Origin of the sequence: Litoribacter ruber (assembly GCF_018449405.1) — a bacterium.
Classification (GTDB): Bacteria; Bacteroidota; Bacteroidia; order Cytophagales; family Cyclobacteriaceae; genus Litoribacter; species Litoribacter ruber.
The window spans coordinates 959,300-984,497 of sequence record NZ_JAHCMY010000001.1 but is presented as its reverse complement, the minus strand read 5'-3'; the positions used below and the strand labels follow the sequence as shown (position 1 = coordinate 984,497).

General features: G+C 41.3%; 27 protein-coding genes. 16 read left to right on the top strand and 11 right to left on the bottom strand.

The window, feature by feature from the left end:
• Window position 1 precedes the first annotated feature (1 nt).
• From KI659_RS04230 to lepB, 5 genes are read left to right on the top strand one after another with little or no spacing between them, the layout of a single operon-like run.
• Window positions 2-784: a ParA family protein gene (locus KI659_RS04230; RefSeq protein ID WP_213944079.1), complete on the top strand. Its 783-nt coding sequence runs from the start codon at window positions 2-4 to the stop codon at window positions 782-784.
• A gap of 2 nt (window positions 785-786) precedes the next feature.
• Window positions 787-1,704: a ParB/RepB/Spo0J family partition protein gene (locus KI659_RS04225; protein ID WP_213944078.1), complete on the top strand. Its 918-nt coding sequence runs from the start codon at window positions 787-789 to the stop codon at window positions 1,702-1,704.
• Between the two features lie 28 nt (window positions 1,705-1,732).
• A complete protein-coding gene (locus tag KI659_RS04220) occupies window positions 1,733-2,350 on the top strand; it encodes a DUF5683 domain-containing protein (RefSeq protein WP_394370081.1) in 618 nt (205 codons plus the stop codon).
• A 4-nt stretch (window positions 2,351-2,354) separates the two neighbouring features.
• Window positions 2,355-3,077 carry a 4-hydroxy-tetrahydrodipicolinate reductase gene (dapB, locus tag KI659_RS04215; RefSeq protein WP_213944077.1) on the top strand — a complete coding sequence of 241 codons (723 nt, stop codon included), beginning with the start codon at window positions 2,355-2,357 and terminating at the stop codon, window positions 3,075-3,077.
• Window positions 3,078-3,087: 10 nt separating this feature from the next.
• Window positions 3,088-4,170, top strand: a complete 1,083-nt coding sequence (gene lepB / locus KI659_RS04210) for a signal peptidase I (RefSeq protein WP_213944076.1) — start codon at window positions 3,088-3,090, stop codon at window positions 4,168-4,170.
• A gap of 265 nt (window positions 4,171-4,435) precedes the next feature.
• Here the strand turns inward: lepB and ung are convergent, their stop codons facing one another.
• Window positions 4,436-5,098: a uracil-DNA glycosylase gene (gene ung / locus KI659_RS04205; protein WP_213944075.1), complete on the bottom strand. Its 663-nt coding sequence runs from the start codon at window positions 5,096-5,098 to the stop codon at window positions 4,436-4,438.
• A gap of 58 nt (window positions 5,099-5,156) precedes the next feature.
• Here ung and apaG point away from each other — a divergent pair, with 58 nt between their 5' ends.
• Both apaG and KI659_RS04195 read left to right on the top strand, forming a co-directional pair.
• Window positions 5,157-5,543 carry a Co2+/Mg2+ efflux protein ApaG gene (gene apaG, locus KI659_RS04200; protein WP_213944074.1) on the top strand — a complete coding sequence of 129 codons (387 nt, stop codon included), beginning with the start codon at window positions 5,157-5,159 and terminating at the stop codon, window positions 5,541-5,543.
• A gap of 4 nt (window positions 5,544-5,547) precedes the next feature.
• Window positions 5,548-6,312, top strand: a complete 765-nt coding sequence (locus KI659_RS04195; RefSeq protein ID WP_213944073.1) for an O-methyltransferase — start codon at window positions 5,548-5,550, stop codon at window positions 6,310-6,312.
• Here the strand turns inward: KI659_RS04195 and KI659_RS04190 are convergent.
• Window positions 6,302-6,880: a methyltransferase gene (locus tag KI659_RS04190; protein WP_317195917.1), complete on the bottom strand. Its 579-nt coding sequence runs from the start codon at window positions 6,878-6,880 to the stop codon at window positions 6,302-6,304. The genes KI659_RS04195 and KI659_RS04190 overlap by 11 nt on opposite strands.
• Before the next feature lie 50 nt (window positions 6,881-6,930).
• Here KI659_RS04190 and KI659_RS04185 point away from each other — a divergent pair, with 50 nt between their 5' ends.
• The 9 genes from KI659_RS04185 (at window position 6,931) to pfkA (ending at window position 16,482) form a co-directional block, all read left to right on the top strand.
• Complete coding sequence (locus KI659_RS04185; RefSeq protein WP_213944071.1) at window positions 6,931-7,851, top strand: hypothetical protein; 921 nt, start codon at window positions 6,931-6,933, stop codon at window positions 7,849-7,851.
• A 247-nt stretch (window positions 7,852-8,098) separates the two neighbouring features.
• Entirely contained in the window at window positions 8,099-8,470 is a 372-nt protein-coding gene (gene rpsF, locus KI659_RS04180) for a 30S ribosomal protein S6 (RefSeq protein ID WP_213944070.1), read from the top strand.
• Entirely contained in the window at window positions 8,467-8,718 is a 252-nt protein-coding gene (gene rpsR, locus KI659_RS04175; protein WP_143960718.1) for a 30S ribosomal protein S18, read from the top strand. Before rpsF ends, rpsR begins: the two co-directional genes overlap by 4 nt.
• A gap of 37 nt (window positions 8,719-8,755) precedes the next feature.
• A complete protein-coding gene (rplI, locus tag KI659_RS04170; protein WP_213944069.1) occupies window positions 8,756-9,199 on the top strand; it encodes a 50S ribosomal protein L9 in 444 nt (147 codons plus the stop codon).
• A 91-nt stretch (window positions 9,200-9,290) separates the two neighbouring features.
• Window positions 9,291-10,280 (top strand): GSCFA domain-containing protein, encoded by a 990-nt coding sequence (locus tag KI659_RS04165; RefSeq protein WP_213944068.1) that lies wholly within the window; start codon window positions 9,291-9,293, stop codon window positions 10,278-10,280.
• A complete protein-coding gene (locus KI659_RS04160) occupies window positions 10,267-12,297 on the top strand; it encodes a thioredoxin domain-containing protein (protein WP_213944067.1) in 2,031 nt (676 codons plus the stop codon). Before KI659_RS04165 ends, KI659_RS04160 begins: the two co-directional genes overlap by 14 nt.
• Entirely contained in the window at window positions 12,298-14,817 is a 2,520-nt protein-coding gene (priA, locus tag KI659_RS04155; RefSeq protein WP_213944066.1) for a replication restart helicase PriA, read from the top strand.
• Window positions 14,818-15,116: 299 nt separating this feature from the next.
• Window positions 15,117-15,494: a methylglyoxal synthase gene (locus KI659_RS04150; RefSeq protein WP_213944065.1), complete on the top strand. Its 378-nt coding sequence runs from the start codon at window positions 15,117-15,119 to the stop codon at window positions 15,492-15,494.
• A 1-nt stretch (window position 15,495) separates the two neighbouring features.
• Entirely contained in the window at window positions 15,496-16,482 is a 987-nt protein-coding gene (gene pfkA, locus KI659_RS04145; RefSeq protein ID WP_213944064.1) for a 6-phosphofructokinase, read from the top strand.
• 62 nt (window positions 16,483-16,544) lie between these two features.
• On the opposite strand, the gene KI659_RS04140 is transcribed toward pfkA, so the two are convergent.
• From KI659_RS04140 to KI659_RS04100, 9 genes are all read right to left on the bottom strand, one after another.
• On the bottom strand, window positions 16,545-17,489 hold the full coding sequence (locus tag KI659_RS04140; RefSeq protein WP_213944063.1) for an MraY family glycosyltransferase: 945 nt from the start codon (window positions 17,487-17,489) through the stop codon (window positions 16,545-16,547).
• Window positions 17,456-18,421, bottom strand: a complete 966-nt coding sequence (locus KI659_RS04135; protein ID WP_213944062.1) for an NAD-dependent epimerase/dehydratase family protein — start codon at window positions 18,419-18,421, stop codon at window positions 17,456-17,458. The genes KI659_RS04140 and KI659_RS04135 overlap by 34 nt, the downstream gene beginning before the upstream one ends.
• Window positions 18,422-18,437: 16 nt before the next feature.
• Window positions 18,438-19,331: a beta-1,6-N-acetylglucosaminyltransferase gene (locus tag KI659_RS04130; protein WP_213944061.1), complete on the bottom strand. Its 894-nt coding sequence runs from the start codon at window positions 19,329-19,331 to the stop codon at window positions 18,438-18,440.
• Complete coding sequence (locus tag KI659_RS04125; RefSeq protein ID WP_213944060.1) at window positions 19,328-20,353, bottom strand: glycosyltransferase family 2 protein; 1,026 nt, start codon at window positions 20,351-20,353, stop codon at window positions 19,328-19,330. The genes KI659_RS04130 and KI659_RS04125 overlap by 4 nt, the downstream gene beginning before the upstream one ends.
• Complete coding sequence (locus KI659_RS04120; RefSeq protein WP_213944059.1) at window positions 20,346-21,314, bottom strand: glycosyltransferase; 969 nt, start codon at window positions 21,312-21,314, stop codon at window positions 20,346-20,348. The genes KI659_RS04125 and KI659_RS04120 overlap by 8 nt, the downstream gene beginning before the upstream one ends.
• 101 nt (window positions 21,315-21,415) lie before the next feature.
• Complete coding sequence (locus tag KI659_RS04115; protein ID WP_213944058.1) at window positions 21,416-22,402, bottom strand: glycosyltransferase; 987 nt, start codon at window positions 22,400-22,402, stop codon at window positions 21,416-21,418.
• Window positions 22,403-23,446 (bottom strand): glycosyltransferase family 2 protein, encoded by a 1,044-nt coding sequence (locus KI659_RS04110; protein ID WP_213944057.1) that lies wholly within the window; start codon window positions 23,444-23,446, stop codon window positions 22,403-22,405.
• 49 nt (window positions 23,447-23,495) lie between these two features.
• Window positions 23,496-24,368, bottom strand: a complete 873-nt coding sequence (gene rfbA, locus KI659_RS04105) for a glucose-1-phosphate thymidylyltransferase RfbA (RefSeq protein ID WP_213944056.1) — start codon at window positions 24,366-24,368, stop codon at window positions 23,496-23,498.
• Between the two features lie 64 nt (window positions 24,369-24,432).
• Window positions 24,433-25,194: a glycosyltransferase family 2 protein gene (locus tag KI659_RS04100; RefSeq protein ID WP_213944055.1), complete on the bottom strand. Its 762-nt coding sequence runs from the start codon at window positions 25,192-25,194 to the stop codon at window positions 24,433-24,435.
• Between the last annotated feature and the right edge of the window lie 4 nt (window positions 25,195-25,198).

Sequence of the window (25,198 nt, the reverse complement as noted above, 5' to 3'; positions counted from 1 at the left end):
AATGGGAAAAATTATTGCAATTGCAAATCAGAAAGGCGGAGTAGGTAAAACTACTACAGCTATGAATCTCGCGGCGAGTTTGGCCGTATTGGAGTACAAAACCCTAGTCATCGATGCAGATCCTCAGGCCAACACTACTTCCGGTCTTGGTCAAGATCCCAAAGAAATCGAAACTAGCATTTACGAATGCATGGTAGATGGAATCGAAATCGATTCTATCATCATCAAAACTGAGATGGACTACTTAGATCTCGTACCATCCCATATCGACTTGGTAGGTGCTGAAGTCGAAATGATCAACCTGGAAGACCGGGAAGAAAAGATGAAAGAAGTGATCGAAGGGATCAAAGACCTTTATGACTTCATTATCATCGACTGCTCCCCTTCTCTCGGTCTGATTACCATCAACGCACTCACTGCGGCCAATTCCGTTATCATACCGGTGCAATGTGAATACTTTGCACTTGAAGGTTTGGGCAAGTTGCTCAACACCATAAAGATTATCCAAACCCGATTGAACCCGGAATTGGGCATCGAAGGCATATTATTGACTATGTATGATGTCAGACTACGACTTTCCAACCAAGTGGTGGAAGAAGTGAGGATGCATTTTAAGGATATGGTGTTTGAAACCATCATCCCCCGGAATGTCCGTCTGAGTGAATCTCCAAGTTTCGGTGTGCCAGTGGTGGCATTTGACGCCGAAGGCAAAGGTGCAGTAGCATACCTCAACCTCGCAAGTGAGATTGTCGAGAAAAACAACATGGTAAAAGTTAACGGATAATTATGGCTAATAATAAACCTATGAAAAAGAAGAGTGCATTAGGAAGAGGTTTAGGTGCATTATTAGAGGACAGTCCAAAGAAAGGAAAACCAGAGGTTTTGCCGGCTGCTAACCCATCGGCGAGCATCAACGAGATACCCTTGGATGAAATCCAGGTCAATCCATTCCAACCCAGGACCCATTTTGATAAAACAGCCCTAGAAGAGCTTTCTGAATCCATAAAAGTCCAAGGAATCATCCAGCCAATTACGGTTAGAAAACTGGCTGACAATGAATACCAGTTGATTTCTGGGGAAAGGCGATTCCAAGCCTCCAAGCTAGCTGGCTTAGTCAAAGTACCGGCTTATATCAGGACCGCCAATGACCAGCAGATGCTGGAAATGGCTTTGATCGAAAACATTCAGCGGGAAAACCTGAATGCCTTGGAAATCGCCCACTCCTATCAAAGACTGCTTAGCGAATGCGACCTAAAGCAAGAACAGCTGGGTGACCGCGTAGGAAAAAACAGAACAACTGTCAACAATTACCTACGATTGCTTAAATTGCCGCCGGATATCCAAGCCGGTCTTCGGGATCAAAAAATCAGCATGGGCCATGCAAGGGCGTTGATCAATATTGAAGACATCGACACGCAATTGGCCATCTATAAGAAGACGGTAGATGAGGAATTGAGCGTTAGAAAAGTGGAGGCACTTGTAAAAAGTCTCAATGACGGACCGGAAGAAAAGGCAAACACAAAAGAAAAGGACCTGGATCCCGTCAAAAAATATGAATTGGGAAAACTGCAGCAAAAGCTTGCCTCCCACTTTGGAGCAAAGGTTGCATTAAAGTCAGACAATAAAGATAAAGGTGAGATCAAAATACCGTTTAGATCAACAGAAGACCTTAACCGGATTCTTGAAATTCTTGAAATCATATAGAGATTTGCAGATTTTTGAAAATCGTTGGATGGCAAAAAAACTTCAAGCAATAGTTTTATATAAAGCTATTGCTATTTTTGTTTTATCATTTGGCTTCTCACAGTCGGGAATGGCCCAAGTGGTGCAAGACACCGTGGCCGGAGGCGTGGTGATGGAAAGTCCAGATGCGGATAAGATCCGAATCAACCCTTCCAAAGCCAAGGATCCCCGAACGGCGACTTTGCTTTCAGCTATTTTGCCTGGTGCCGGACAGGTGTACAATGAGAAAATCTGGAAGGTACCCATCATCTATGGGGGGATTACCACCACTGCCTATTTTGTGGAATTCAACAATAGGCGCTATCAGCTTTTCCGTGACGCATTGAGGATTTCAAGAGATCCCAACATTGACCCCAGCCTCAACCCCTTCCCTAATCTCAACGAGGATGGGCTGGTCCGAAACGTTAACTACTGGAGAAGAAACAGGGATTTGAACTACATGATTTTCGTAATCATTTACGCCCTGAATTTAGTGGATGCCCAAGTGGACGCCCACCTTTCGGCTTTTGATGTCAGCGATGACCTCAGCTTTGAATTAAAGCCAGCATATGAGAATCTCTATGCCGGCTCTGGATTAATAGGATTATCATTTAAAATCAACTTTTAATAAAGTGAATATAATAATACTCGGATATGGTAAAATGGGCAAAATCATCTCTGAAATCGCAGAAGAGAGAGGCCATACTATAGTCGCTAAAATCACCTCTGACAACAGAGCTCAATTAGATAATCTGGACGGATCATCCGTGGATGTGGCCATAGAATTTAGCCAGCCGGAATCTGCCGTCGATAACCTCTCTTGGGCTATCAACCAGGGTATCCCCGTGGTGTGTGGTACCACGGGTTGGTTAGAGCATAAACATGAAGTCGAACAATTGACACTTTCTAAGGGAGGCGCATTCTTTTATGCTTCCAACTTCAGCATCGGGGTCAACATTTTCTTCAAAGTGAACCGCTATTTAGCCAAACTTATGGATGAACAGCACGACTATGCCATTCGAATGGAGGAAATCCATCATACGGAGAAAAAAGATGCCCCAAGTGGAACTGCCATCACCCTGGCCGAAGACATCATCAACAAAATTGACCGCGCCAAGCGTTGGAATCTGGACACTGAGTCGGTCGAAAACGGACACAACATCCTGATCAGTGCCAAGCGCATAGACAAAGTTCCTGGTACCCATACAGTCACCTATTCCTCTGAGACAGATGATATTGAGATCAAACATACCGCACATTCACGCAAAGGTTTTGCACTTGGTGCAGTTTTAGTATCCGAATGGATAAAAAACAGAAAAGGAATTTTGTCCATGGATGATTTTTTATCCTTTTAAGTGAAAGTAAATGAAGACTAAAGAAAAAAAGAAAAAATCCCCAGCCCGCGAATGGTTGGACGCATTGGTTTTTGCAGTCATTGCGGCCAGCTTAATCCGATGGCTGTTGCTGGAGCCTTTTACCATACCTACTGCTTCCATGGAGAAAAGCCTTTTGGTAGGCGACTTCCTTTTTGTGAGTAAAATGCATTACGGTACTCGTGCTCCCAGGACCATCCTTCAGATGCCCCTCACCCATCAGACCATCTGGGGCACCAACATAAAGTCTTACAACGATGCTGTTCAATTGCCTTACTTTAGGCTTCCAGGCTTTACATCAGTCAAAAGAAACGACGTGGTGGTATTCAATTACCCAGTTGAATTTGAGCATCCTTCCGACTTGAGAACAAATTACATCAAACGCGCCGTTGGCATGCCTGGAGATGTGATTGAGATCAAGGATACCCAGCTGCTGATCAATGGCCAGCCCGGTGACAATCCGGAACTGATGCAGTTCTCTTATGAGGTCATGACCGAAAGAAGATTTGGGCTGGAGTTTTTCCAGGATTACGAGATCAACCCGGAAAGTATAATGCCATTTTCAAATGGTGCTGGATATTTGGTTTCCACCACTCCTGCCACGGCGGAGAGGCTAAGAAAAGTTTCCAGTATTTCAGCCGTTCACTTAAGGTCTTACAAAGAAGGCCTCGGGGAGCCGGACATCATGCCCGACGGATCTTACTATTCTTGGAACCGCGACAATTTTGGTCCTTTGGAGATCCCTGCCAAAGGCTGGACGATAGATTTGACCGACGAGGACATGGTTCGCAGATATGCATTTACCATTGAAAGGTTTGAAGGAAACAAGAACCTTAACATTGAGGCCAACAAAATCTATATAGACGGGCAATTGCAGGAAAGCTACACCTTCAAGCAGGATTATTTCTTCATGATGGGTGATAACAGACATGATTCAGCTGATTCCCGGTATTGGGGCTTCGTTCCAGAAGACCACATTGTAGGCAAAGCCTGGTTCCTATGGCTTTCCCTAGACAAGCACCGCAATATGTTTAGCAAAATCCGTTGGGAAAGATTCTTCAAACCCATCAGATAAATCAAAAGGCTTGAGTACATAAACTCAAGCCTTTTTTTTACTTATCCCATATATTTAAAAGTAAGAGTGTAAAAACTGCGCCTGACACTAGTTTGGCCCCTATTTCGGTCTTCCGTCTTCGGTCTTCAGTCCCTATAAGCAACGGAAATTAGCTACTGACATCATTCCCGATTCATCGAAATTTAACCAATCTTACCGCGAAGTGGCCTTTGTGCTACTTCATTTTAACTTCGTGTGCTTCGTGACCATTTTTTCATTAATTAACTCACCAATCTATTCCACCCTTCCTCTTACTTTCCAAATACTCATTAGCCTGACTAAAATGCCCGCAACCGATGAATCCCCTATGGGCTGACAACGGGCTTGGATGGGGTGCTTTTAAGACCAAATGCCGCCTTTCATCTATAAATTGTCCTTTTTTCTGGGCATGGGATCCCCAAAGCATGAAAACAAGATTCTCACTATCTTCGGCCAAACGGTGGATGATGGCATCTGTAAATTCCTCCCACCCCTTCTTCTGATGTGACCCGGCGAGGGAGGCCCTTACGGTCAATGTGGCGTTCAAAAGTAACACTCCTTGATCGGCCCATCTTTCCAAATTGCCGGAAAAAGGGGCCGAAATCCCCAAATCACGCTGGATTTCCTTGAAAATATTTCTTAATGAGGGGGGAAATGCTATCCCATCGGGAACAGAAAAACTCAGCCCATGGGCCTGCCCGGGGCCATGATAGGGGTCCTGACCCAATATCACCACCTTGACTTCCTCAGGCCGCGCATGGTTTAAGGCATTAAACACGAATGCCTTTGGAGGGAAAATGGTTTTATATTTGTATTCTTCTTCTACAAATTTCAATAAATCCTGAAAATAAGGCATTTCCATTTCTGGTCTAAGGATGGCCTCCCAATCTGGATGGATGTTAAAGTGCATATCTCAATAATTGGAAATTGAAATTATTAAACTATATTCGAAATCATAATCTTTCTCCATGGCGACTGCAATCACAGAGGGTGTAAAAGTAAGCATAAATGCGAAATACCAGGCGGAGTTCTCCAGCCCGCACCAACATCATTATGTATTCACCTATAAGGTTACTATCGAAAACCACAGCAAGTCCACTCTTCAGCTCATGAGGAGAAAATGGGAAATTACCGACGCTGCCGAAGACCTCAAACTTGTAGAAGGCGAAGGCGTCGTAGGCAACCAGCCTGTACTGGAACCTGGTACCTCCCACAGCTATGTTTCTGGCTGCAACCTCCGGTCTGGCTTTGGTAAGATGAAAGGCTACTATTACATGGAAAGAGTAGTAGATGGCAAAATCATCGAAGTGGAAATCCCGGAGTTTCAACTTGTGGCCGATATCTTCTCGAATTAGAACAATGTTTTCCGCATTTCAGTATATTCTTTATTTTCTCAAAAAAGAAGACAGACATAGCCTGCAATCTCCATTTGCATTCAAAATGTATGATGGGCTTCGAAACCATTTGAAAATAGTACGATATCCTGAGATCGAAAAAATTAGAACTGCCTTCCTAAAAGACCCCACTGAAATCCAGGTGACCGACTATGGAGCGGGCAGCAAGAAAGTTCCCCATGCCAAGCGAAAGGTAAAAGAGGTTGCCCAATACAGCAATTCTCCTATCAAGTATAACCTCCTATATCAATATTTCCTCAAACAAACCCCTGCCCAAAATGCCTTAGAACTCGGGACAGGGCTGGGCATCAATTCGGCATACCTTGCAGCGGAGGTGAAAAACAAACTCATCACCATTGAAGCCGACAAGGCTATTTGTCAGCTAGCCGCATCCCATTTGGAAAAACTAAAGAATGTTGAAGTGGTATGCGAGGAAATAGACCATGTTTTGCCTTTCATCGCCAGCAAATTCACTTCTCTTGATTTTTTATTGATAGATGCCAATCATACCTACGAGGCCACAATTAAATATTTCAACATACTACTCCCCTTCCTTCATGAGACCAGTATTGTGATTGTAGGTGACATCTATTGGTCCAAAGGAATGAAAAAGGCCTGGGAGAAAATCAAAGGCCACTCGAAGGTGAGAATGACCTTTGACTTTTTTGAATGTGGCGTGGTTTTCTTCAAAAAGGATTTGCAAAAAGAACATTACATTCTTACTTATTAACAAGGATTATAAAAAGCTCATGCCCTTGCCGAGGGGCGATGGAATTGTAGCAAGGCTCCAAGGTCTGGATCTGGAAATTGGACTCAAAAAGTTTTTGGTATTCATCACGCGATGCTCCAAAGGGCGGCCCCTGCTTTGCAAACTCTTTATCGAAAAGCACCCCAACCAATTTTCCTCCGGGATTTAATAGGGATTTCATTTTTTTTACATAATTTTCCCGTTGATCGGGAAGAAGGGCACAAAAAAATGTCTGTTCTAGAATCAGATCATATTTATTTTGATGCTCAAAGAAATCTTCGCAGTGTATTTGGGAGGCTGGGAAATTGGGATTTTCCTTGATAAAGTTTTCAATTGGAACAGGGGAAAAATCCAGAATATGAACATTCTTAAAACCAATTGAATGAGCATAAGCCGCTTCATATCCGTTGCCGGCCCCAGGAACAAGCACCTGCAGGGATTTGTCCCTGATTTGGTCTAAATATTGCATTATCGGCAAAGTAACGTTTCCGGCATCCCAGCCAGTTTCGTTATTAATATACCGATTTGTCCAATATTGGTCATCTAACATCGTTCGCATTTTATATTTAACAAATATAACTTAGTTTCTACAAAGCAATTATGAGTAACAACACTCCTTCGGGAAAAGCTCCAAACACCGAAAAGGGCAAGAATATTCTTATCATCGTCTTGATCATTTTGGTGATTGTCAGTGGTGTCAAATTGTATATGGATCACCAGGACAAAAATAAAAAATCAGAGGAAATCATCATTCTTTCTGAGGAAAACAATGATCTCAACCTGAGGCTGGATTCTATGACCTACCAACTCACCCTCCGTATCGACGAGATCGAAACCCTGGGTGGTGATGTGGACTCCCTCAAGCAGATCAGGGATCAACTAATCGAGGAAAGGACCACTGACCGCAAGCGCTCAGCGACTGAGATTGCAAGTCTAAACCGTAAAATTGACGGTTACTCCACCCTACTCCGTGAAAAAGATTCTGAAATTTTGGCGTTGCGTGAGCAAAATCAGGAACTCTATTCAGAAAACAAGCAGCTCAAATCCACTCAGGCGGAGATTGAAGAGGAAGTAGCCCAGCTCAATATCAAGCAGCAACAACTGACCGAAAAAGTCACCAAAGCTGAACGGCTACGCGCTGAAAACATCGTAGTGGCGGCCGTCAACTCCAGGGGACGGGAGCGGGAAGACAATTTCAGAAACCGCCAGCTGGACAAGCTTAAAATCTCTTTTGACTTAACGGAAAATGACCTGACCCCAGCGGGTACCAAGGACATCTTTGTGCAGGTGATCGCTCCTAATAATCAAGTGATCTTTGACATAGCTAGAGGTTCTGGCACATTTGACCTTGAGGGAAAAGAAGAATTCTTTACTGCCAAGCAGGATATTCTTTATAACAATTCCAGCCAAAAGCTAACCTATTATTATGAGAAAGGCTCCGATTATGCGCCCGGCACTTACAAGGTTAGGATTTTTGCCGATGGGTTTCAAATTGGGAACAGGGAGTTTGAAGTGAGGTAATTGAAAAAAAATACCCGCGGGGGCACAGAGATAAAGCTGACTTTGACCGCAAAGTGTCGTAAGGTTTCCAAGCCAAAGGAAAACCTGAGATGGTGAATTAGTATATCACGGGACTTAAAGCTCCCGTGATTTTTTCGTTTTATGGGTCTGAGAAGGGCTATTATTTGCCCTACCTATTTTGATTATTTACTAGAAAGTGATACTTTTGCGGTCTGTTTAAATATTCTAAAATTAAACGAAAAAACAAATGTTCCAAAAAAGTTATGAAACGGTATTCATTTTAACTCCCGTTTTGTCTGATGTTCAGATGAAGGATACCGTAGACAAGTTCGTGAACTTGTTAAAAGAAGAGGGGGCAGAAATCGTGAATGTTGAGAACTGGGGCCTTAAGAAAATGGCTTACCCAATTCAGAAAAAAAGCACCGGTTTTTATGTTATGGTTGAATTCAACGCCGATCCACAGATCATCAAGAAATTTGAGCTTGAGTTCAGAAGAGACGAGAAAGTTATGCGTTTCTTGACCACTGTAATGGATAAGCATTCTATGGCTTATGCAGAAAGAAGAAGAAAAGGTGAATTTAACAAAAAATCTGAAGTTAAGGAGGAAGCTGCAAAATGACACTTAAGAACGAACCAATCAACAGAGGAGAAAATAGAAAGAAATACTGCCGATTCAAGAAGCACGGCATCAAGTATATCGATTACAAAGATCCTAACTTCTTATTGAAGTTTGTAAATGAGCAGGGCAAGATCCTTCCAAGAAGATTGACAGGAAACTCTGCCAAATTCCAAAGAAAAGTTGCTACAGCTATCAAGAAAGCAAGACACCTTGCCTTGTTGCCTTACGTGACTGACGGGTTGAAATAATCCGGTTTCTATCAACTATTTATAAATCAATAAGACAATGGACGTTATATTAAAAACAGATATAAAAGGACTTGGCTATAAGAACGACTTGGTATCCGTAAAGCCGGGTTATGGTAGAAACTACCTTATCCCACAAGGTTTTGCTGTTTTGGCCACTTCTTCTAACAAGAAAATCCTAGCTGAAAATATCAAGCAAGCTGCTCACAAAGCAGAAAAAATCAAAACTGAAGCTGAAAACATAGCTGCTCAGATCGAAAAAATCACTTTGGAGATCAAAGCTAAAATCGGTGATTCAGGTAAAATCTTCGGTAAGGTTACTACTCTTCAGATTTCTGACGCTCTTGCCAACAACGGCATCAACGTGGACAGAAAGAAAATCGCAATCACTTCTCCAGTAGTTGGAGCCGGTGAATACGAAGCTGAGATCGACCTTCACAGAGAAGTAAAAACTAACGTGAAATTTGAAGTAGTTGCCGAATAAGCACTGTTTTATTTCCCCAATAGAAAGCTAAGGACGTATGTTCTTAGCTTTTTTTATGGCTCATTCAAGCTGAAATTCTTATTTTTATAATATGAATTTTCGCACCACTTTTCCCATCCCCACTTTTCAGCAACCCCTAACCCACTCCCAAAAAATAATTTCGGTAGGTTCCTGCTTTGCCAACATGCTGGGACACAAGCTTGGGGAAAGAAAATACCAAATTCTATCCAATCCATTTGGGATTATATTTAACCCCATTTCCCTTTTTCACCTTTTGAAGAGCGCTCTTCTCAATAAGGAGCTGGATCCAATTCTAAGGCTTGAAACTAACGGGCTACATTTACATTATCATGTCCACTCGGAAATCAAAGCCGGATCTAAGGAGTTGCTGGGAAAAATAATTGAGGAAAAGCTAAGCGCAACTAAAGAGTACTTAACGCAGGCTTCCCATCTTTTTATCACGCTAGGTACTTCATTCGTATATAAGCATTTGGATTCAGGCCAGCTAGTGGCCAATTGCCATAAGCAGCCCGCAAAAAACTTTAGCAAACGGTTGCTGAGCCTGGAGGCAAACATCGAGTCTTTTGAAGAACTTCACGCTATACTCCTTTCCGTCAATCCGAAGATCCAGTTGATCTTTACAGTAAGCCCAGTACGTCATATCAAAGACGGGATACCTGAAAACCAGGTGAGCAAAAGTCTTCTGAGGGTGCTAAGCCATCAGCTCAGCTCCAAATTTGCAAACGTACATTATTTCCCCAGCTACGAATTGGTGATGGATGATCTACGGGACTACCGTTTCTACCAGTCGGACTTGCTTCACGTCACCCCTATGGCAGAAGATTACATTTGGGAGAAATTTGAAAATGCATTTTTGAAGGAAGAAGAAAAACAATTAAACCAGGTGATCACTTCCATTCAAAAGGATTTGGCGCATAAGCCATTCAATCCAGACTCTGAGGGACACCAGAAATTTTTGAAAAAATTGTTACTGAAGATTGAACAGCTTCCTGAAAGCCTTGACTTTAAATCGGAAAAACAAACGATCCTTAACCAGCTTAACACCCATGAAAAACGCTAACCGACTCATTCATAGCAAAAGCCCATACCTTCTCCAGCACGCCTACAACCCGGTGGATTGGCAGGAGTGGAATGAGGATGCTTTGCAGCAGGCCGTGTCTCAAAACAAGCCCATTCTGGTCAGTATTGGCTATTCAGCCTGTCATTGGTGCCATGTGATGGAAAAAGAAAGCTTTGAGGATGAGGCTACCGCGAAGTTGATGAATGAGCACTTTGTATGTATCAAAATTGACCGTGAGGAGCGGCCAGATCTGGACAACATCTACATGGATGCTGTGCAGGCTATGGGGCTCAATGGCGGCTGGCCCTTAAATGTTTTTCTTTTGCCAAACCAAAAGCCTTTTTATGGAGGCACTTATTTTCCCAATAAAAACTTTAAGGCTTTATTGAAAAACATTACCCAGGCATTTGATGAGCACTATGATAAGCTGGCTGAAAGTGCAGATGGCTTTGGGGAAACCTTGAGTAGGTTGGAAAAGGATAAATATGGGCTTTCCGATGAAACCATACAGACCACTGATGAGGTCATACACAAAGCAGCTGAAGAGATCCTAAAGCAATTTGATGGCCAATGGGGAGGTCTCTCAAGGAGCCCTAAGTTCCCCATGCCCGCAATCTGGGAATTTCTGTTGAGCTACTCTAGGCTTTCCGACAATTTGGAGGTAAGAGATCAGGTATTGTTTACGCTCAAAAAAATCGGAATGGGAGGCATCTATGACCATGTCGGAGGTGGATTTGCAAGATATTCGGTAGACGCCGAGTGGTTTGCCCCACATTTTGAAAAAATGCTCTACGACAACGGTCAACTTTTATCCATGTATGCCAAGGCCTACCAAGCCAGTGATGACAGCTTTTTCTTGGAAAAGATCTGTGAAACCATAGCATGGCTTAAAAATGATATGCTTCAGCCTGAAGGTGGCTTTAATGCTGCCATTGATGCCGACAGTGAGGGAGTAGAAGGAAAGTTCTATACTTGGAAGGCAAACGATCTGGAGGATATGCTTGGGGAGGATTTTGAGTGGTTTAAAGACCTCTACAACATTAAGGATGCAGGAAACTGGGAAGAAGGCACCAACATTCTATTTCAAACCCAGGAATACGACCAAATTTCTCAGAAGTATGGCTTTACGGAAACAGACCTACATACCAAATTGAAGGGGATAAAGCATAAACTTTTCACACATCGTCAAAACAGGGTAAAACCAGGCTTGGATGACAAGATTTTGACCGGCTGGAATGCGTTAACCATTACTGGGCTTGTTGATTGCTATTTCGCCTGTGGAAAAGAGGAGTATAGAAATTTGGCTCTTAATGCGGCTAATTTCATCGCAGACAAATTATACACCGACAAAAAACTCTATAGAGTTTACAAAGAAGGGACCGCCTACAACAGCGCCTTCCTGGAAGATTACGCCACAACAATAGAGGCAAACATCAAAGTTTATCAAATGACGGGGGATATAAAATGGATTGAATTAAGCCGTGAGATGACTGCAGTGGTTATGGATGAATTTCTTGACCAGAAGGAACCCCTATTCTTTTTCAACAATCCAAAATCGGAAAAACTTATTGCCAATAAAAAAGAGCTTTTCGATAATGTAATCCCATCAAGCAATTCCAAAATGGCCAGAAATCTTCATTTCTTAGGTCTGTATTATTACAATGAGGAATATCTGGACCTTTCCAAAAAGATGCTGGGAATGGTGCAAAAGCTTATCCTATCTGATCCCGCTTTTATGGCCCATTGGGCTCAACATTACATGGAGATGCATTTGCCTACAGGCGAGATAGCTATAATGGGCCCAAGTGCCAAGAAGCAAGCGGAAAGGCTTGTCAAATCACTCCACCCTAATGTTGTTTTCAGTTTCTCAAAAGTGGAATCTTCCACTCCCCCACTCTTGGAAGGCAAAACTGTCCCAGAAACAGGTTCACGTTTTTATGTCTGCTTTAATAAGACCTGCAAACAGCCTGTAGAAACAGTAGAAGAGGCCTTGAAACAATTACCTAAGCTGAATTAAATGTTTGAGAACACCTTATTCGACAATTCTGAATCGGCCCAAGGTGGCCATTTTGCGGATGTAATCCTTCCGGTCCCGATTCCCAAAATGTTTACCTATAAAATCCAAAAAGAGCTCTTGGCTGAAATTCAAATTGGCCAGCGCGTGATGGTGCATTTCGGGAAAAGAAAAGTGTTGACGGGCATCATTGGCAGGGTGCATCAAAAACCCCCAAAGGAATATGAGGCCAAACCCCTATTGGAACTTTTGGATAGCAACCCTACCGTCAATCCGCTCCAGATCAAGTTTTGGACCTGGATGTCTGAATACTACTGTTGCCATATAGGGGAGGTGATGAATGCCGCACTGCCATCTGGGCTCAAATTAAGCAGTGAAAGCAAAATCCAGCTCAACCCCAATTTTGACCCTTACGAAACCAAATACCCCATGGATCCTAGGGAACAGGTCATTTTGGATCAATTGGAAACTAAGGATGAGCTTAGTTACGAGGAATGTGGGAAGCTCCTGCAGCTAAAATCAGCTCACCATATCATCAAAAGCCTTGTGGCCAAAGAGGCTGTGCTGATTTTTGACCAAGTAAAGGAGAAATTCTCCCCCAAGATAGAAAACAGGATAAGGTTACATGGGAAATTCATTGAAGAAAAAGCGGCCTTAGAAGGGCTTTTCGAGCTCCTTTCCAAAAAAGCCAAGCAGGAAGAATTGCTCCTGCGTTATCTTCAAATGGTGCCCATTTATCAAAAACCTGAATTGAATGAGGCTGGGGTAGATAAAAAACTCCTGTTGGAAACAGGGTCTTCTCCTAGCACTGTCAAAACAATGGTCAAATACGGGGTGTTTGAGGAATTTAAAAAGGTGATCAGCAGATTTGATGGACTTCAGGTGGATGAGCCAAAGCTGGTGGAATTATCCGATGCGCAGGACCAATCTATGCAAGCCATCAAGGCCCATTTTGAAGAAAAGCAGACCGTGCTGCTCCATGGAATCACCGGCAGCGGGAAAACTGAGATTTACATAAAGTTGATAGAAGAAGTGCTTGACAGTGGTTCTCAGGTTTTATTTTTATTACCTGAAATTGCACTTACCACCCAGATTGTTAATAGACTACAAAAAGTTTTTGGAAGCAAAATGGGCGTCTTCCACTCCAAATATTCCGACAATGAACGCGTGGAAGTATGGCAGGGCGTGCTGAGCGGTCGTTTTCCATTGGTGGTTGGGGTGCGCTCTTCCATCTTTTTGCCTTTTGACAGCCTCGGACTTATCATTGTGGATGAGGAACACGAGACCAGCTACAAGCAATTTGACCCGGCACCGCGATTTCATGCTCGAGATGCCGCCATTATGTTGGGCTACCTGCATCAAGCCAAGGTACTATTGGGCAGCGCTACGCCTTCATTTGAGTCCTACTACAATGCCCGCCAACAAAAATATGGTTTGGTGGAAATGGCCCATAGGTATGGAAATGCCCAGTTGCCTGATTTTGTCTTGTCGGATATTTTGAGTGACAAGAAAAAAAATTTACTCAAACTTGACACCACGCGACAGCTTAGGGAAAAGATACAGGCCGCTCTCAACAATCAGGAACAGGTCATCATCTTTCAAAACCGCCGAGGCTACGCTCCTTTTGTGAATTGCGAGGAATGCGGCTGGATTCCCGAATGTGAGCATTGTGATGTGAGCCTCACCTATCACCAGTTTGGCGAGGAAATGCGGTGTCATTACTGTGGATTTAAGGAAAAGCTTCCCAAAAAATGTGAAGCCTGCGGCAGTGTATCCATTACCACGGTGGGGCAAGGTACCGAGCGCATAGAGGAAAATTTGTCCATGCTTTTTCCAGAAGCCAGAATCGCTAGAATGGACATGGACACCACCCGCAGCAAATATGGGTTTCAAAAACTCCTGGAAAATTTCGGTCAAGGCAATATTGACATCTTGGTGGGCACCCAAATGGTTACCAAGGGACTGGACTTTGACAAGGTGACTGTAGTGGGCATCGTGGATGCTGACAGAATACTCTATTTCCCGGATTACCGTGCCGGAGAAAGAGCCTTCCAACAAATTACCCAAGTGGCCGGCAGGGCCGGGCGGAGAGAAAAAACCGGTTCGGTGATCATCCAAACCCGCCAACCTGATAATCCTATCTACCAATCAATCATCAAGGGGGACTACCGGAATTTTTACCTGCAGGAAATGGGGGAGAGAAAAAATTTCTTCTATCCCCCATTCATTAAGGCCATTAAAATAAGTGTAAAGCACAAAGACCATAACATTGCCGAGCGTGGAGCCAAACATCTAGTCAATCTGCTGAACAGCATAGAAGTCAAAAAGATAATTCTCGGTCCGGAAAAAGCGCTGATAGGCAAGATCAAAAACCTCTACATTTTTGAAATCTTGGTCAAGCTCGACAAGTCCCACCAAGTCCCCGCCTACTTCAAGCAGGAATTAATGCGACAAATAGAGGAACTTCAAGGAGACAAGACCTTCCGGTCGATCAGATTTGTGGTGGATGTGGATCCGGGGTAAGATACTAATGCGCTTAACCATGCCCCTCTCCAGCCAAAATATTTCCTCAGCATATTCTTATAACAAAAAATTAAAGCATTTTACACTTGGCAGAATGCTTATTGGTCAATGGTTTTTTTATAACTTTAAGCTTTAGAACCTATTTGTTAACCCGCATCATTGCCAGTAAGCTCCAACGGTGAAGGGAAGAGGGACTAATGAGGACTCTTTCGGTCTTCGGTCTTCGGTCTTCCATCTCCGGTCCATGAATATGCGCACTAGCATCGATAGAGGTAAACTAAACCTATTACTCACTCTCTATGAAAATTGCCCTGATTGCCCACGATGGCAAGAAAGCCGATATGGTTCATTTTCTTAGCGGCTTTAAGCAAAAGTTGAAAAGTTCAAACGTTCAGTTGGTCGCCACAGGCACCACAGGACTACATATAGAAAAAGCCGGATTTGAAGTTACCCGAGTTCTTTCGGGACCTTTGGGAGGCGATGCACAAATTGCCGCCATGGCTGCCCAAAAAGAGCTCGACATGGTCGTGTTCTTCAGGGACCCACTGGACAAACACCCTCATGAACCGGATGTACAGATGTTGATGCGCATATGTGACGTACACCATATACCCCTGGCCACCAACCTGGCGTCTGCAGAATTAATGTTTAAACACCTGAACACAATTTCGAAATAAAATGGCAAACAAAACGATCACACGCATTGGTGTGCTCACTTCGGGAGGCGATGCACCCGGAATGAACGCCGCCATCAGAGCTGTCGTAAGATCGGCTAAATACTACAATTTGGAGGTCTTTGGGATTTTCCGAGGCTATGAAGGATTGATACAAAATGACATCAAAAAACTCGAAAATAGGGATGTGGCCTACATTCTTGAAAGAGGAGGCACGTTTCTCAAGTCTGCCAGAAGCCAGGAGTTTAGGACTCCGGAAGGCCGACAAACTGCCTATGACAACTTGAAATCCCATGGCATTGATGCTCTGGTAGTCATTGGTGGTGATGGATCACTTACGGGTGCGCACCTGTTTTATAAAGAATTTGGAATCCCGTCCATAGGCCTTCCGGGCACCATCGATAATGATCTTTCCGGGACTGACAGTACCATAGGCTTTGATACGGCTTGCAATACGGCCATAGAAGCAATCGATAAGATTAGGGATACGGCAAGTTCACACGACCGCCTTTTCTTTGTAGAGGTGATGGGACGAGATGCAGGTTTTATTGCAGTGAATGCCGGAATTGGAAGTGGCGCTGCTGCTACTTTGATCCCTGAGCGAAAAATGCCGGTGGAAAACCTTATTGAAAGGCTAAAATCCAGGGCAAAAGCCAAAAAGCAATCCAATATCGTAATCGTGGCGGAAGGCGGAAAGAGCGGTGGAGCATTGGAGATTTCCAAGAAGGTGAAAAAGTTCTTGCCAACATACGACATCAGGGTTACCATTTTGGGCCATCTTCAAAGAGGAGGGTCTCCATCATCCTTCGATCGTTTGTTGGCTAGTAAGCTTGGCGTTGCCGCCGTAGAGGGGTTGATACATGGAAAAGAAGACGTGATGGCGGGAATTATAAACAACAAGATCGTTTATACCCCAATTAAGCGTGCCATTGTGGATGACAAGGAGGTTGATGAGGATGACTTTCGAGTTGCAAAGATTCTTTCACAATGATCTTAACCTAAACAAAAAAGGCCAGACTAAACATCTGGCCTTTTTTGTTTCTCTCTTAACTATCAACTTACGGTTTTAATCCGGTAATTGATTCTTGCCAAGATGTAAAAAAAGAAGATTGTGCACAATACAAGCGTAAATAATATTGCGCTCATATTAGCCATACCGATTCCATAAATCAGTAGGAAATTGAGAGATAATTGTGCCAAGGCGTAACAGACGGAGACCCTAATATGACTTTTGCCGTGCTCATTTGCCAGCTGTTGGTACAGGTGTGAGCGATGTGGTTTAAGAATGTTTTCCCTTTTCAGTAATCTTATAAAGATAGTAATTATGGCATCCACTCCATAAATGGCAAAAAACAATAAATAGTAAATGTTATCAGTTGCCACAATTGTATGAAGCATAAAGTAGCCGAGGATAATTGCGAGACTTATGCTTCCCACATCCCCCAGAAAAGCAACAGCTTTTTGGCGTAAGTTGAAAAATGAAAAAACAAGACAAGCCAGCCCCAGGATGGCAAAGGTCTCATGATAAATATAATTGGCTTCAATTACACTGAAGGAAATCAAAGCTACCAAACAGTACAGTACGGATATTCCATTAATCCCATCCATGAAATTGTAGGCATTGATCCATCCAAAAAACAACACCGCGCAAATCAATACATAATACCACTCCAGGTAAAGAACTTCCAGATCATAAAAGAGATAAAGTGTTCCAGCAATTTGAGCTACAGCCCTCGGCAGTTGACTCAAAGAAAACATGTCGTCAAGAAAGCTAATCGCGGCTACCAAAAGGACCACCAAAACCAAGCTGGAATTGATTTCACCAAAGTAATATGGCAGGAATAATGCTATCGGGAAGATGACTCCCCCTCCCCTTACTGTAGCATATTTATGGGAAGACCGGTCTGTTGGTAAATCTACTATCCTAAAGCTTTTGGCTAACTGAATGTAGAGGATTTCTGTGGCTAAAAGAGCGCATATGGCAAAAAGATAATACATAGCTTTTGAAAAGATTTAAAAGTTTGAAAAAGTCCTTGTTTGCTGGACACGGGGAGTTCGACAAGTAGTGAGCGGGTCAGTTTTGAATTAGAAACGACATAGTTTTCTGTCAGCTTCTTGAGCCTTTCTGAATTGATGGGAAGGCGTAAATAATCACCTACTTTAGCAATACCCCGAATAATTGGTTTGGGAACATGTAAAATCCTAGCCCTTTTTCCTGTGGAATCGCCCATGATTTCAATCAAATCCCTGGTACTCAACGGGATGTCATCTGAGATATGGTATATTCCTGTGGCAATGGGCTTGGCAATAACCTGCATGATAATAAAGCAAAGGTTTTCGATACTGAGAAATGATCGGAAATTTGAAAATGCCCCTAATGGATATGGTATGCCTCTGGAAATAAAAGAATACAATAGGTTTAAATTCCCCTTATTTTCAGGACCGTGGATCATACATGGCCGGAGGATAATTGCTTTCCTATCAGAAGGGCAATTTTCAAGGATATATTGCTCGGCTTTTAATTTCGACAGCCCATATGCCGAAAGCGGATTGGGTTCAATTTCTTCAGTAAGGGCAGTTTCAATAGAATCCCTAACCGCTTTTACGGAGCTTATATAAATAAAGGTTTCTGCCTGAGAATCTTGAAGAAACTTATCAAAAACTTTCTTGGTCAGCTTTAAATTGACCTCAAAGTATTCCTCTGGACTTGATGCATTGTGTACATCATGGGCTTTCCCAGCTAAGTGGATATAGTGGTTAAATTGATGATTGTTATCAGAGAAAAATTCTGAAAACGTAAAATAATTTGGATTTGGAAAAGCTGGTGACCTATTAACCTCCGTAATGTCAAAACCTTTATCCAGTTGAAAATACTTGACCAGATTTTTACCTACAAAACCAGAGGAGCCCGTAATTAAAACAGAAGACATAAAAATAAATTAAGGTTTATAAAAGATGTGAATCCAAATAATCGATTATTTCAGCGTCCACGTTGCAGTCAAATTTGCGGGCAAAAAGATGTTCAGTTGTCCGTAGGTTTTCACGGTCTTTATAATTCAATACAGCTCCAGGCCTGTCCCATTCCAAAAAATGAAGTGTAGTGTTTATCAATTCTGCTTGCTGGGGATAGTTGCCCATGATGGTTTGAAACAAAAACTCGTCAGAAACCATCACATATTTAAAGAAGTTGAAAAAATCAGGATGGCTTTGAATGATGTCATAAACATATCGGACATGTTTACTATGTAAGGTCCAAAATTGAGCACCACCATAGGGTTTGAAACCTGATGGAAACTTCCTTTTTGGAATTACTTTGCCAATCGTATTTTTAAATAGTTTAGACAACCTAGGTCTAGAACTAAATAGGTTATTTGGGAATCCATATCGCTGCTTGTCGGTAATGATATACCAATTAGTTAACCGTTCCAATCCCCCATTGTGATTCGTCCAAATCGGGTTTGGCAAAGAATTAAAGTTTATAAATGACTTACCTTCATGTGCTTTTAAGTAATCAAATATAAATCCATTGCTTTTGATTGGATAATCCTGACCACTCATCAAGCAGAGGTAATCACAGGCAATGTTATTTTCAACGCAAAATTTTATACCTTCATAAGTTGCCTTCATTATTCCGAATCCAGCCCAATTGCAAGTATGTCTTTTTAAAAAATCAACATTACCATTTGAGGCCAGGGCGTTATGAATATAATGATATTCATAACGCCCAACTTTTTTATCCAAATGTATCAGAAAATGGGTATCCTCGGTATTCAATTTATTTACTAACCTGATCAATTGATCTGGATACCTATGTGCCAATATGAGGTAAACAATTTTCATGGAAATAACCCTCTAGTTTTTCTTTTCAAAATTGACTTAACGAAGAACTTGACATCAAACATATTTAAATTCAGGAATTTACTGCCTTTAATAAACCCGATAATTTCAAGACCAATTGGCGTGGACCATGTCACGTTCATCAATAACCTATTGAATAAAAAATTCTCTACAAATTGTATATCAAACTGATTAGAGATCTTGAAAAAATAGATCATCTTATTGATCAGACTTTCGACTTGATAGAGATCTTTTAGTGAAGTACAGCATTGTGGGTAACAAATAAAATGAAGCGCATCCATTTCTTCCTGTGCAAGGTCAATCCCGTAATCATTAAGAGCAAGCTTAGTTTTCTCTAAGCTATTATTCCTTTGCATAAGATGCTTTGTGGTGGACACTTGATTTTTGTGAAGCCGATATTTGATCAGATATTCTGGTAAATTGGCCAATTCACCAAACTTGGAAAGGTCAAGCCACATGGCTTTATCCTCGGCATAATAATAGTGCTCATTATATTTAATGTTATTCTGAGATAAAATAGATCGTCTTATAATCGCACTGGGATGAGGTATGGAGGTGTTAAATAAGGAGCTAAATAGCAATTCTCTAGAATCTGTAATATTAAAAACTTCCGTTTCAGTTTCCGGATGGCCATCCAAGAAATTAATTTTACCGCATCCACAGACTGCAATATTTGAGTTTTTTTCCATAAACTCAATTTGCTTTTCCAGCCTTTGAGGTAAGCTTATATCATCAGCATCCATCCTGACTATATATTTAGAGGAAATCATCTCAATCCCCTGATTTAAGCAATGTATATAGCCATTGTTGGTTGGGCTATTTACAAACTGGATGCGTGGATCAGGATATGAGTTGATCACTTCTTTAGTGGCATCGGTAGACCCGTCATCAATGATTAAAAATTTGAAATCAGAAAAAGTTTGATTCAGGATAGAATCAATAGACTCCTGAATATAATTTTCACAATTATAGGCAGGCATCAACACTGTAACCAAATCACGCATACTCTTGGATTTTCTTTAAGGAATTTAATACCAGCTGGTCTGGTCGTAAAAAATTTTGATAATACTCCTGATTAGCTTTCATCATTTGTGCCCGTAAATCAGGATTGACTAGCAATTGTTCTATTTGACCAATCAATGTTTCAGTTGAATGGAATTCCAAGTAATTCATGTTTTTCTGAAAATTACCTGTCGGCAAATAATGCAAGGGCTCCGATACAATAGCTCGACTTGCAGCAATATATTCGGCCATTTTCCAGCCTGTGGAATTATGAAGGCCAGCCGTACTGATGCATATGCTACTTTTCTTCATTTCCTTTAAGTAATTCAATTTCCGAACAGCTCTCCTATTAAGAATTAGCTCTGGAGCCAACCTTCTAGCTATTGGACTGTCATATAGACCTCCCTTAAATTGGTCGCCAAAATTTTTTCTACAAGTCTGAAGGGATTGAATTCTGGTGATATTAATTTGAGCCAAGTGATCCGAAAAATCAGAACTATCTACATAATCAGCAGGGTCCCAAAGTCGTGTATAAAATAAAATATTGACATTTATTCCTTGAACTGGCGGATAGGAATAGTATTTTTCCTCGATGTTGTCTTGAGCAAAATTTGAAAGCCAGTTTAATAATACCTTGGGAGTGAAAATCAAAGATGAGAGTCCTTTCTTTAAAAAATAATAGGATGAGGGTACCACATTCAGGTTGAAGCCCAGTGGCAAAACCTTACATGACGCTTTGGCATAATTCTCTAAAATTGGGTGGAAGCTTCTTTTAAAGTAATAATCACAATCCCCTGTTAGCTTGCTAAAAAGCTCAAATTTTCCGGAATCACTTTCACCCAGCCCCCAATTAAACCCATCCAACAAATCGTACCTGACCTTGATTTGATTGTTGACTATCACATCAAAAATATTATTGTTAGCCAGACTCGGGTTTGTGAGCTGCATATCAATCAGGCCCATCTTATGCAATGTATAAAAACCGGTAAAGATCTGGTTACAATGGGCCGATTGCGGCCTAGGAACTATGCAGTGTATTTTTGAATTTGAATCAACCTCAACCATCAGTTAATTATACGATATATTTTTTTAAAAAATAGTGGATTTGTATTGCAAATTGACCTGTAGAAATTCAGTTTTAAATTCATCTTGGTGGTAAACCCGGTAATCCTCTTAAAGGGAAAAAATCCATACGATTTAAGCATTTTATACAGTTGACTTTCCTTCTCCATATCAAAGTCAGAACTAATAAAATCTAAAAACAGCATCTGATTAAACCTGTCTATGGCTTTTTCCAATCCATTTTTAAAGGACGAATTTTCCTTTAATTTATCTCTGAATCTTTGCACACTATTGGCCACCTCTAGCATTGATAAATAAAAAAAATGGCGATCGGAAGGATTTATGCTATTTACGGCCGAGTTTAATCTTTGCCTGTAATTAACCAATATAAGATCAATTGTCTTTACTAAAGTTGCATGATACATTAGACGGGGAAAAAATGCTGCATCTTGCATTTTATAAGGAGTTAGAAAAGTTATGTTGTTTTTTAGCAACAAGTCCTTTCTAATGATAAACTGCCACACATAGTTGAACCGCAAATTCTGAAGGTAAAACTGCTCGCCTGACATACTTATTGACTTCTCAAAAACAGGTTTCAGATTTAACCAATCATGTTTTCTTCCCGCTTCATCTACCAGGTCAAACCCAAAGCTTAACACATCTTCCTCACTATTTTTTACAATTTGAAGAGCTTTGGAAAATTGAACAGTATTTATAAAATCATCCCCATCCACAAACCATACGTACTCCCCATCCGCTTTTGAAAGACCCAAATTCCTGGCCGCTCCTACTCCTTTGTTTTCTTGGTAAAAGTATTTGACTTGTGAATTTGAATTCGAAAATTGTTTAATAACCTGCGCTGTTTTATCACTCGACCCATCATCAACAACAATTAATTCATAGCAATCGGAATCAAGCATTAATGACTCTATACATTCCCCAATGAAGTTTTCTAGATTATAAGCTGATATGATTACGCTTAGGATCATCTATATTCTAATACCTTTGGGTAAGGGGTTGTTGCCCTTGTAAAAGTATCGGGCCCCAATTTTCAAATAGGTAGAAGGGCCCATTTGCATAAGACTAATAAGTTTGCTTTTATACACAAAGGCAAACATCTCAAAACCTACTCTTGACGACCGGGAAACAATCGTAACCATCCTTTTTTTCAGTTCTATCTCCAATTCATTTGAGTAGGCTAAACCTGTTGCAAGCGCCTTTTCAAGGATAAAAAAAATTAACTCTTCAACCTCTCTTAATTCGGAAAGGGAGGTGCAGGATTCCTCGTAACAAATTTTTCTGAGGGCCTTCAAACTTCGGCCAGGTATGCAAATCCCATTTCTATTAAAAAATTCCTGGGTGATGGTAGTGCTGTTAGCTCGCTGGGTTTCCAAAAACAAAAAAGTCACCTGTTTACTGTGGATTCTATAATATAGAACAGGGTCTGAAACATTTGCTAAAACGCCAAATTGCGACAACTTCAACCAAAACTCCTTATCTTCAGCGTAATAAAACCTCTCCTTATATTCTAGTTGATTTTCTTTTACCACAGAAGTACGAATAATTGCACTGGGATGATGTATTGAGGTATTAAATATAGATTGAATAAAAAGCCGATTTGTATCTGTAACTGCCTTAATAAACTGTGGCTTTCGGGTACTTTCCTCAAACAGATTAATTCTGCTGCCTCCGCATACTACTACTTCTGGATGAGCTTCCATATAGGCAACTTGTTTCGCAAGTCGATCTGGCATAGAAATATCATCCGCATCCATCCGGACTATATATTTGCTAATTATGCTTTTTAGCCCAAAATTGAGACATTCAATATATCCCAAATTCCGGCTATTTTTAATATATCTAATTCGGGGGTCATTAAAAGAGTTTATTATTTCTCCGCTATTGTCTGTACTTCCATCATTTATAATCAAAAAATCAAAATCTGTAAAAGTCTGGTTAAGTATAGAGCTAATAGTCTCAGGCAGCCAGGGTGCCACATTATAGACTGGCATCAGAACAGTAACTAATGTCATAAAAAAATAAAGAAATAAAAGGTGCTACTACATGTAACACCTATATAATTTATTCTGCAATTTTCAAAATATATTGCCCATAAGTACTTTTTGCTAACGGTGTACCTAATTCCCTTAATTCATCCTTCGAAATATACCCCATCCTGTAGGCAACCTCTTCTATACAGGCAATTTTCAAACTTGTTCTTTTCTCGACAGCCTTTACAAATTCAGTAGCCTCACTCATCGATTCATGGGTACCGGTATCCAGCCAGGCATATCCCCTGCTCAATTTTTGTAGTTTTAGATTTTTGTCATCTAAATACATCTGGTTAATGGCGGTAATTTCTAGCTCCCCTCTCTCTGAAGGCTTAATCTGCTTCGCGTATTGAACTACATTGTTTGGATAGTAATATAGGCCGACCACTGCATAATTGGACTTCGGATTTGTTGGCTTTTCTTCGATACTCAAAACATTGCCATTGTCATCAATTTCGGCTACCCCATATCTTTCTGGATCCTCCACATAATATCCAAACACCACTCCTTTTTTCTCCGATGCGGCTACTTTGGCGGAATTGGTAAGCAAGCCCGGTAAGCCTGCACCATAGAAAATGTTATCACCTAGAACCAAGCAGACATCGTCATCGCCTATAAATTCTTCTCCAATAATAAAAGCCTGGGCCAAACCATCCGGAGAGGGCTGCTCGGCATACCTTAATTTAATTCCTAATTGACTTCCGTCACCCAATAACTTTTCAAAGCCTGGTAAATCATGAGGCGTGGATATAATCAGGATTTCCTTGATCCCCGACAACATAAGCACCGAAAGCGGATAATAAACCATGGGCTTGTCATAAATAGGCATTAATTGCTTACTTACGGATATGGTAAGGGGGTGTAATCGCGTGCCAGAGCCTCCAGCTAAAATAATTCCTTTCATCAAGTTTCGTTTATATGCCTCGGCATATGGTAATTAGATTAAAACAGCCCAAAATTAGCATATTTTAGGAGACTTTCCACTTTGGCACCAATTCAAAAACTTTTACGAAATATTTGAACATCAATAAACCGAGGTAAGTCCTAATACCATTTTCCTTGCACCCTCGAATGATTTCCTTGTTTAAAATGTAATTGCTGACAATGGATCGGTTGCTCACCCCACCCGTTCTCATTACCACCATATCTACAGGAACATACCGGTATGGGAGCTTGTGTTTGTAAAGAAATCTAGTCAGCAGCTCATAATCCGCCGCTATTTTATAGTCTGTTTGATAATAACCGAATTCCTCAAACCATATTTTCCTTGTAAAAAAAGTGGGATGGGCAGGCATGAAACCATACCGAAATTTTGAAGGGTTGAAGAATTTGGAACTGTAATACCGCACGGTTTTATTTAGCTTTTTAGGATTCACAAAGCTCACGTCACCAAATACCGCCTCTGCATTTGAATTGGAAAATTCCTTTGCAATTTGGCTTACAACCGTCTCATCCTTATAAAAATCATCGGAGTTCAAAATCCCTACTATTTCACCCGAGGCCATTTTTATACCTTTGTTCATCCCATCATAAATCCCTTTATCGGGTTCTGAAATCCATTTTAACCTAGGATCATCAATTGACTTGAGTATCTCCACTGTACCATCCCAGGAATTGCCGTCGATTACGATATATTCCAAATCATGATAATCTTGGGCAAGTACCGAATTAATGGTGTCCTTAATAGTCCGGATACTATTGAAGCTGACCGTGACAACGCTAATCTTCATAACT

Coding starts and splice junctions, on each gene's coding strand:
- KI659_RS04115 (WP_213944058.1), bottom strand. CDS start 22,402: ATGATCCTAAGCGTAATCATATCAGCTTATAATCTAGAAAACTTCATT.
- KI659_RS04230 (WP_213944079.1), top strand. CDS start 2: ATGGGAAAAATTATTGCAATTGCAAATCAGAAAGGCGGAGTAGGTAAA.
- KI659_RS04190 (WP_317195917.1), bottom strand. CDS start 6,880: ATGTTAGATGACCAATATTGGACAAATCGGTATATTAATAACGAAACT.
- KI659_RS04185 (WP_213944071.1), top strand. CDS start 6,931: ATGAGTAACAACACTCCTTCGGGAAAAGCTCCAAACACCGAAAAGGGC.
- KI659_RS04195 (WP_213944073.1), top strand. CDS start 5,548: ATGTTTTCCGCATTTCAGTATATTCTTTATTTTCTCAAAAAAGAAGAC.
- KI659_RS04130 (WP_213944061.1), bottom strand. CDS start 19,331: ATGAAAATTGTTTACCTCATATTGGCACATAGGTATCCAGATCAATTG.
- priA (WP_213944066.1), top strand. CDS start 12,298: ATGTTTGAGAACACCTTATTCGACAATTCTGAATCGGCCCAAGGTGGC.
- KI659_RS04100 (WP_213944055.1), bottom strand. CDS start 25,194: ATGAAGATTAGCGTTGTCACGGTCAGCTTCAATAGTATCCGGACTATT.
- KI659_RS04160 (WP_213944067.1), top strand. CDS start 10,267: ATGAAAAACGCTAACCGACTCATTCATAGCAAAAGCCCATACCTTCTC.
- KI659_RS04120 (WP_213944059.1), bottom strand. CDS start 21,314: ATGGGCCTGATTGATATGCAGCTCACAAACCCGAGTCTGGCTAACAAT.
- KI659_RS04110 (WP_213944057.1), bottom strand. CDS start 23,446: ATGACATTAGTTACTGTTCTGATGCCAGTCTATAATGTGGCACCCTGG.
- KI659_RS04225 (WP_213944078.1), top strand. CDS start 787: ATGGCTAATAATAAACCTATGAAAAAGAAGAGTGCATTAGGAAGAGGT.
- KI659_RS04150 (WP_213944065.1), top strand. CDS start 15,117: ATGAAAATTGCCCTGATTGCCCACGATGGCAAGAAAGCCGATATGGTT.
- lepB (WP_213944076.1), top strand. CDS start 3,088: ATGAAGACTAAAGAAAAAAAGAAAAAATCCCCAGCCCGCGAATGGTTG.
- ung (WP_213944075.1), bottom strand. CDS start 5,098: ATGCACTTTAACATCCATCCAGATTGGGAGGCCATCCTTAGACCAGAA.
- apaG (WP_213944074.1), top strand. CDS start 5,157: ATGGCGACTGCAATCACAGAGGGTGTAAAAGTAAGCATAAATGCGAAA.
- rpsF (WP_213944070.1), top strand. CDS start 8,099: ATGTTCCAAAAAAGTTATGAAACGGTATTCATTTTAACTCCCGTTTTG.
- pfkA (WP_213944064.1), top strand. CDS start 15,496: ATGGCAAACAAAACGATCACACGCATTGGTGTGCTCACTTCGGGAGGC.
- rpsR (WP_143960718.1), top strand. CDS start 8,467: ATGACACTTAAGAACGAACCAATCAACAGAGGAGAAAATAGAAAGAAA.
- KI659_RS04125 (WP_213944060.1), bottom strand. CDS start 20,353: ATGCGTGATTTGGTTACAGTGTTGATGCCTGCCTATAATTGTGAAAAT.
- KI659_RS04165 (WP_213944068.1), top strand. CDS start 9,291: ATGAATTTTCGCACCACTTTTCCCATCCCCACTTTTCAGCAACCCCTA.
- KI659_RS04140 (WP_213944063.1), bottom strand. CDS start 17,489: ATGTATTATCTTTTTGCCATATGCGCTCTTTTAGCCACAGAAATCCTC.
- rplI (WP_213944069.1), top strand. CDS start 8,756: ATGGACGTTATATTAAAAACAGATATAAAAGGACTTGGCTATAAGAAC.
- KI659_RS04135 (WP_213944062.1), bottom strand. CDS start 18,421: ATGTCTTCTGTTTTAATTACGGGCTCCTCTGGTTTTGTAGGTAAAAAT.
- rfbA (WP_213944056.1), bottom strand. CDS start 24,368: ATGAAAGGAATTATTTTAGCTGGAGGCTCTGGCACGCGATTACACCCC.
- KI659_RS04220 (WP_394370081.1), top strand. CDS start 1,733: ATGGCAAAAAAACTTCAAGCAATAGTTTTATATAAAGCTATTGCTATT.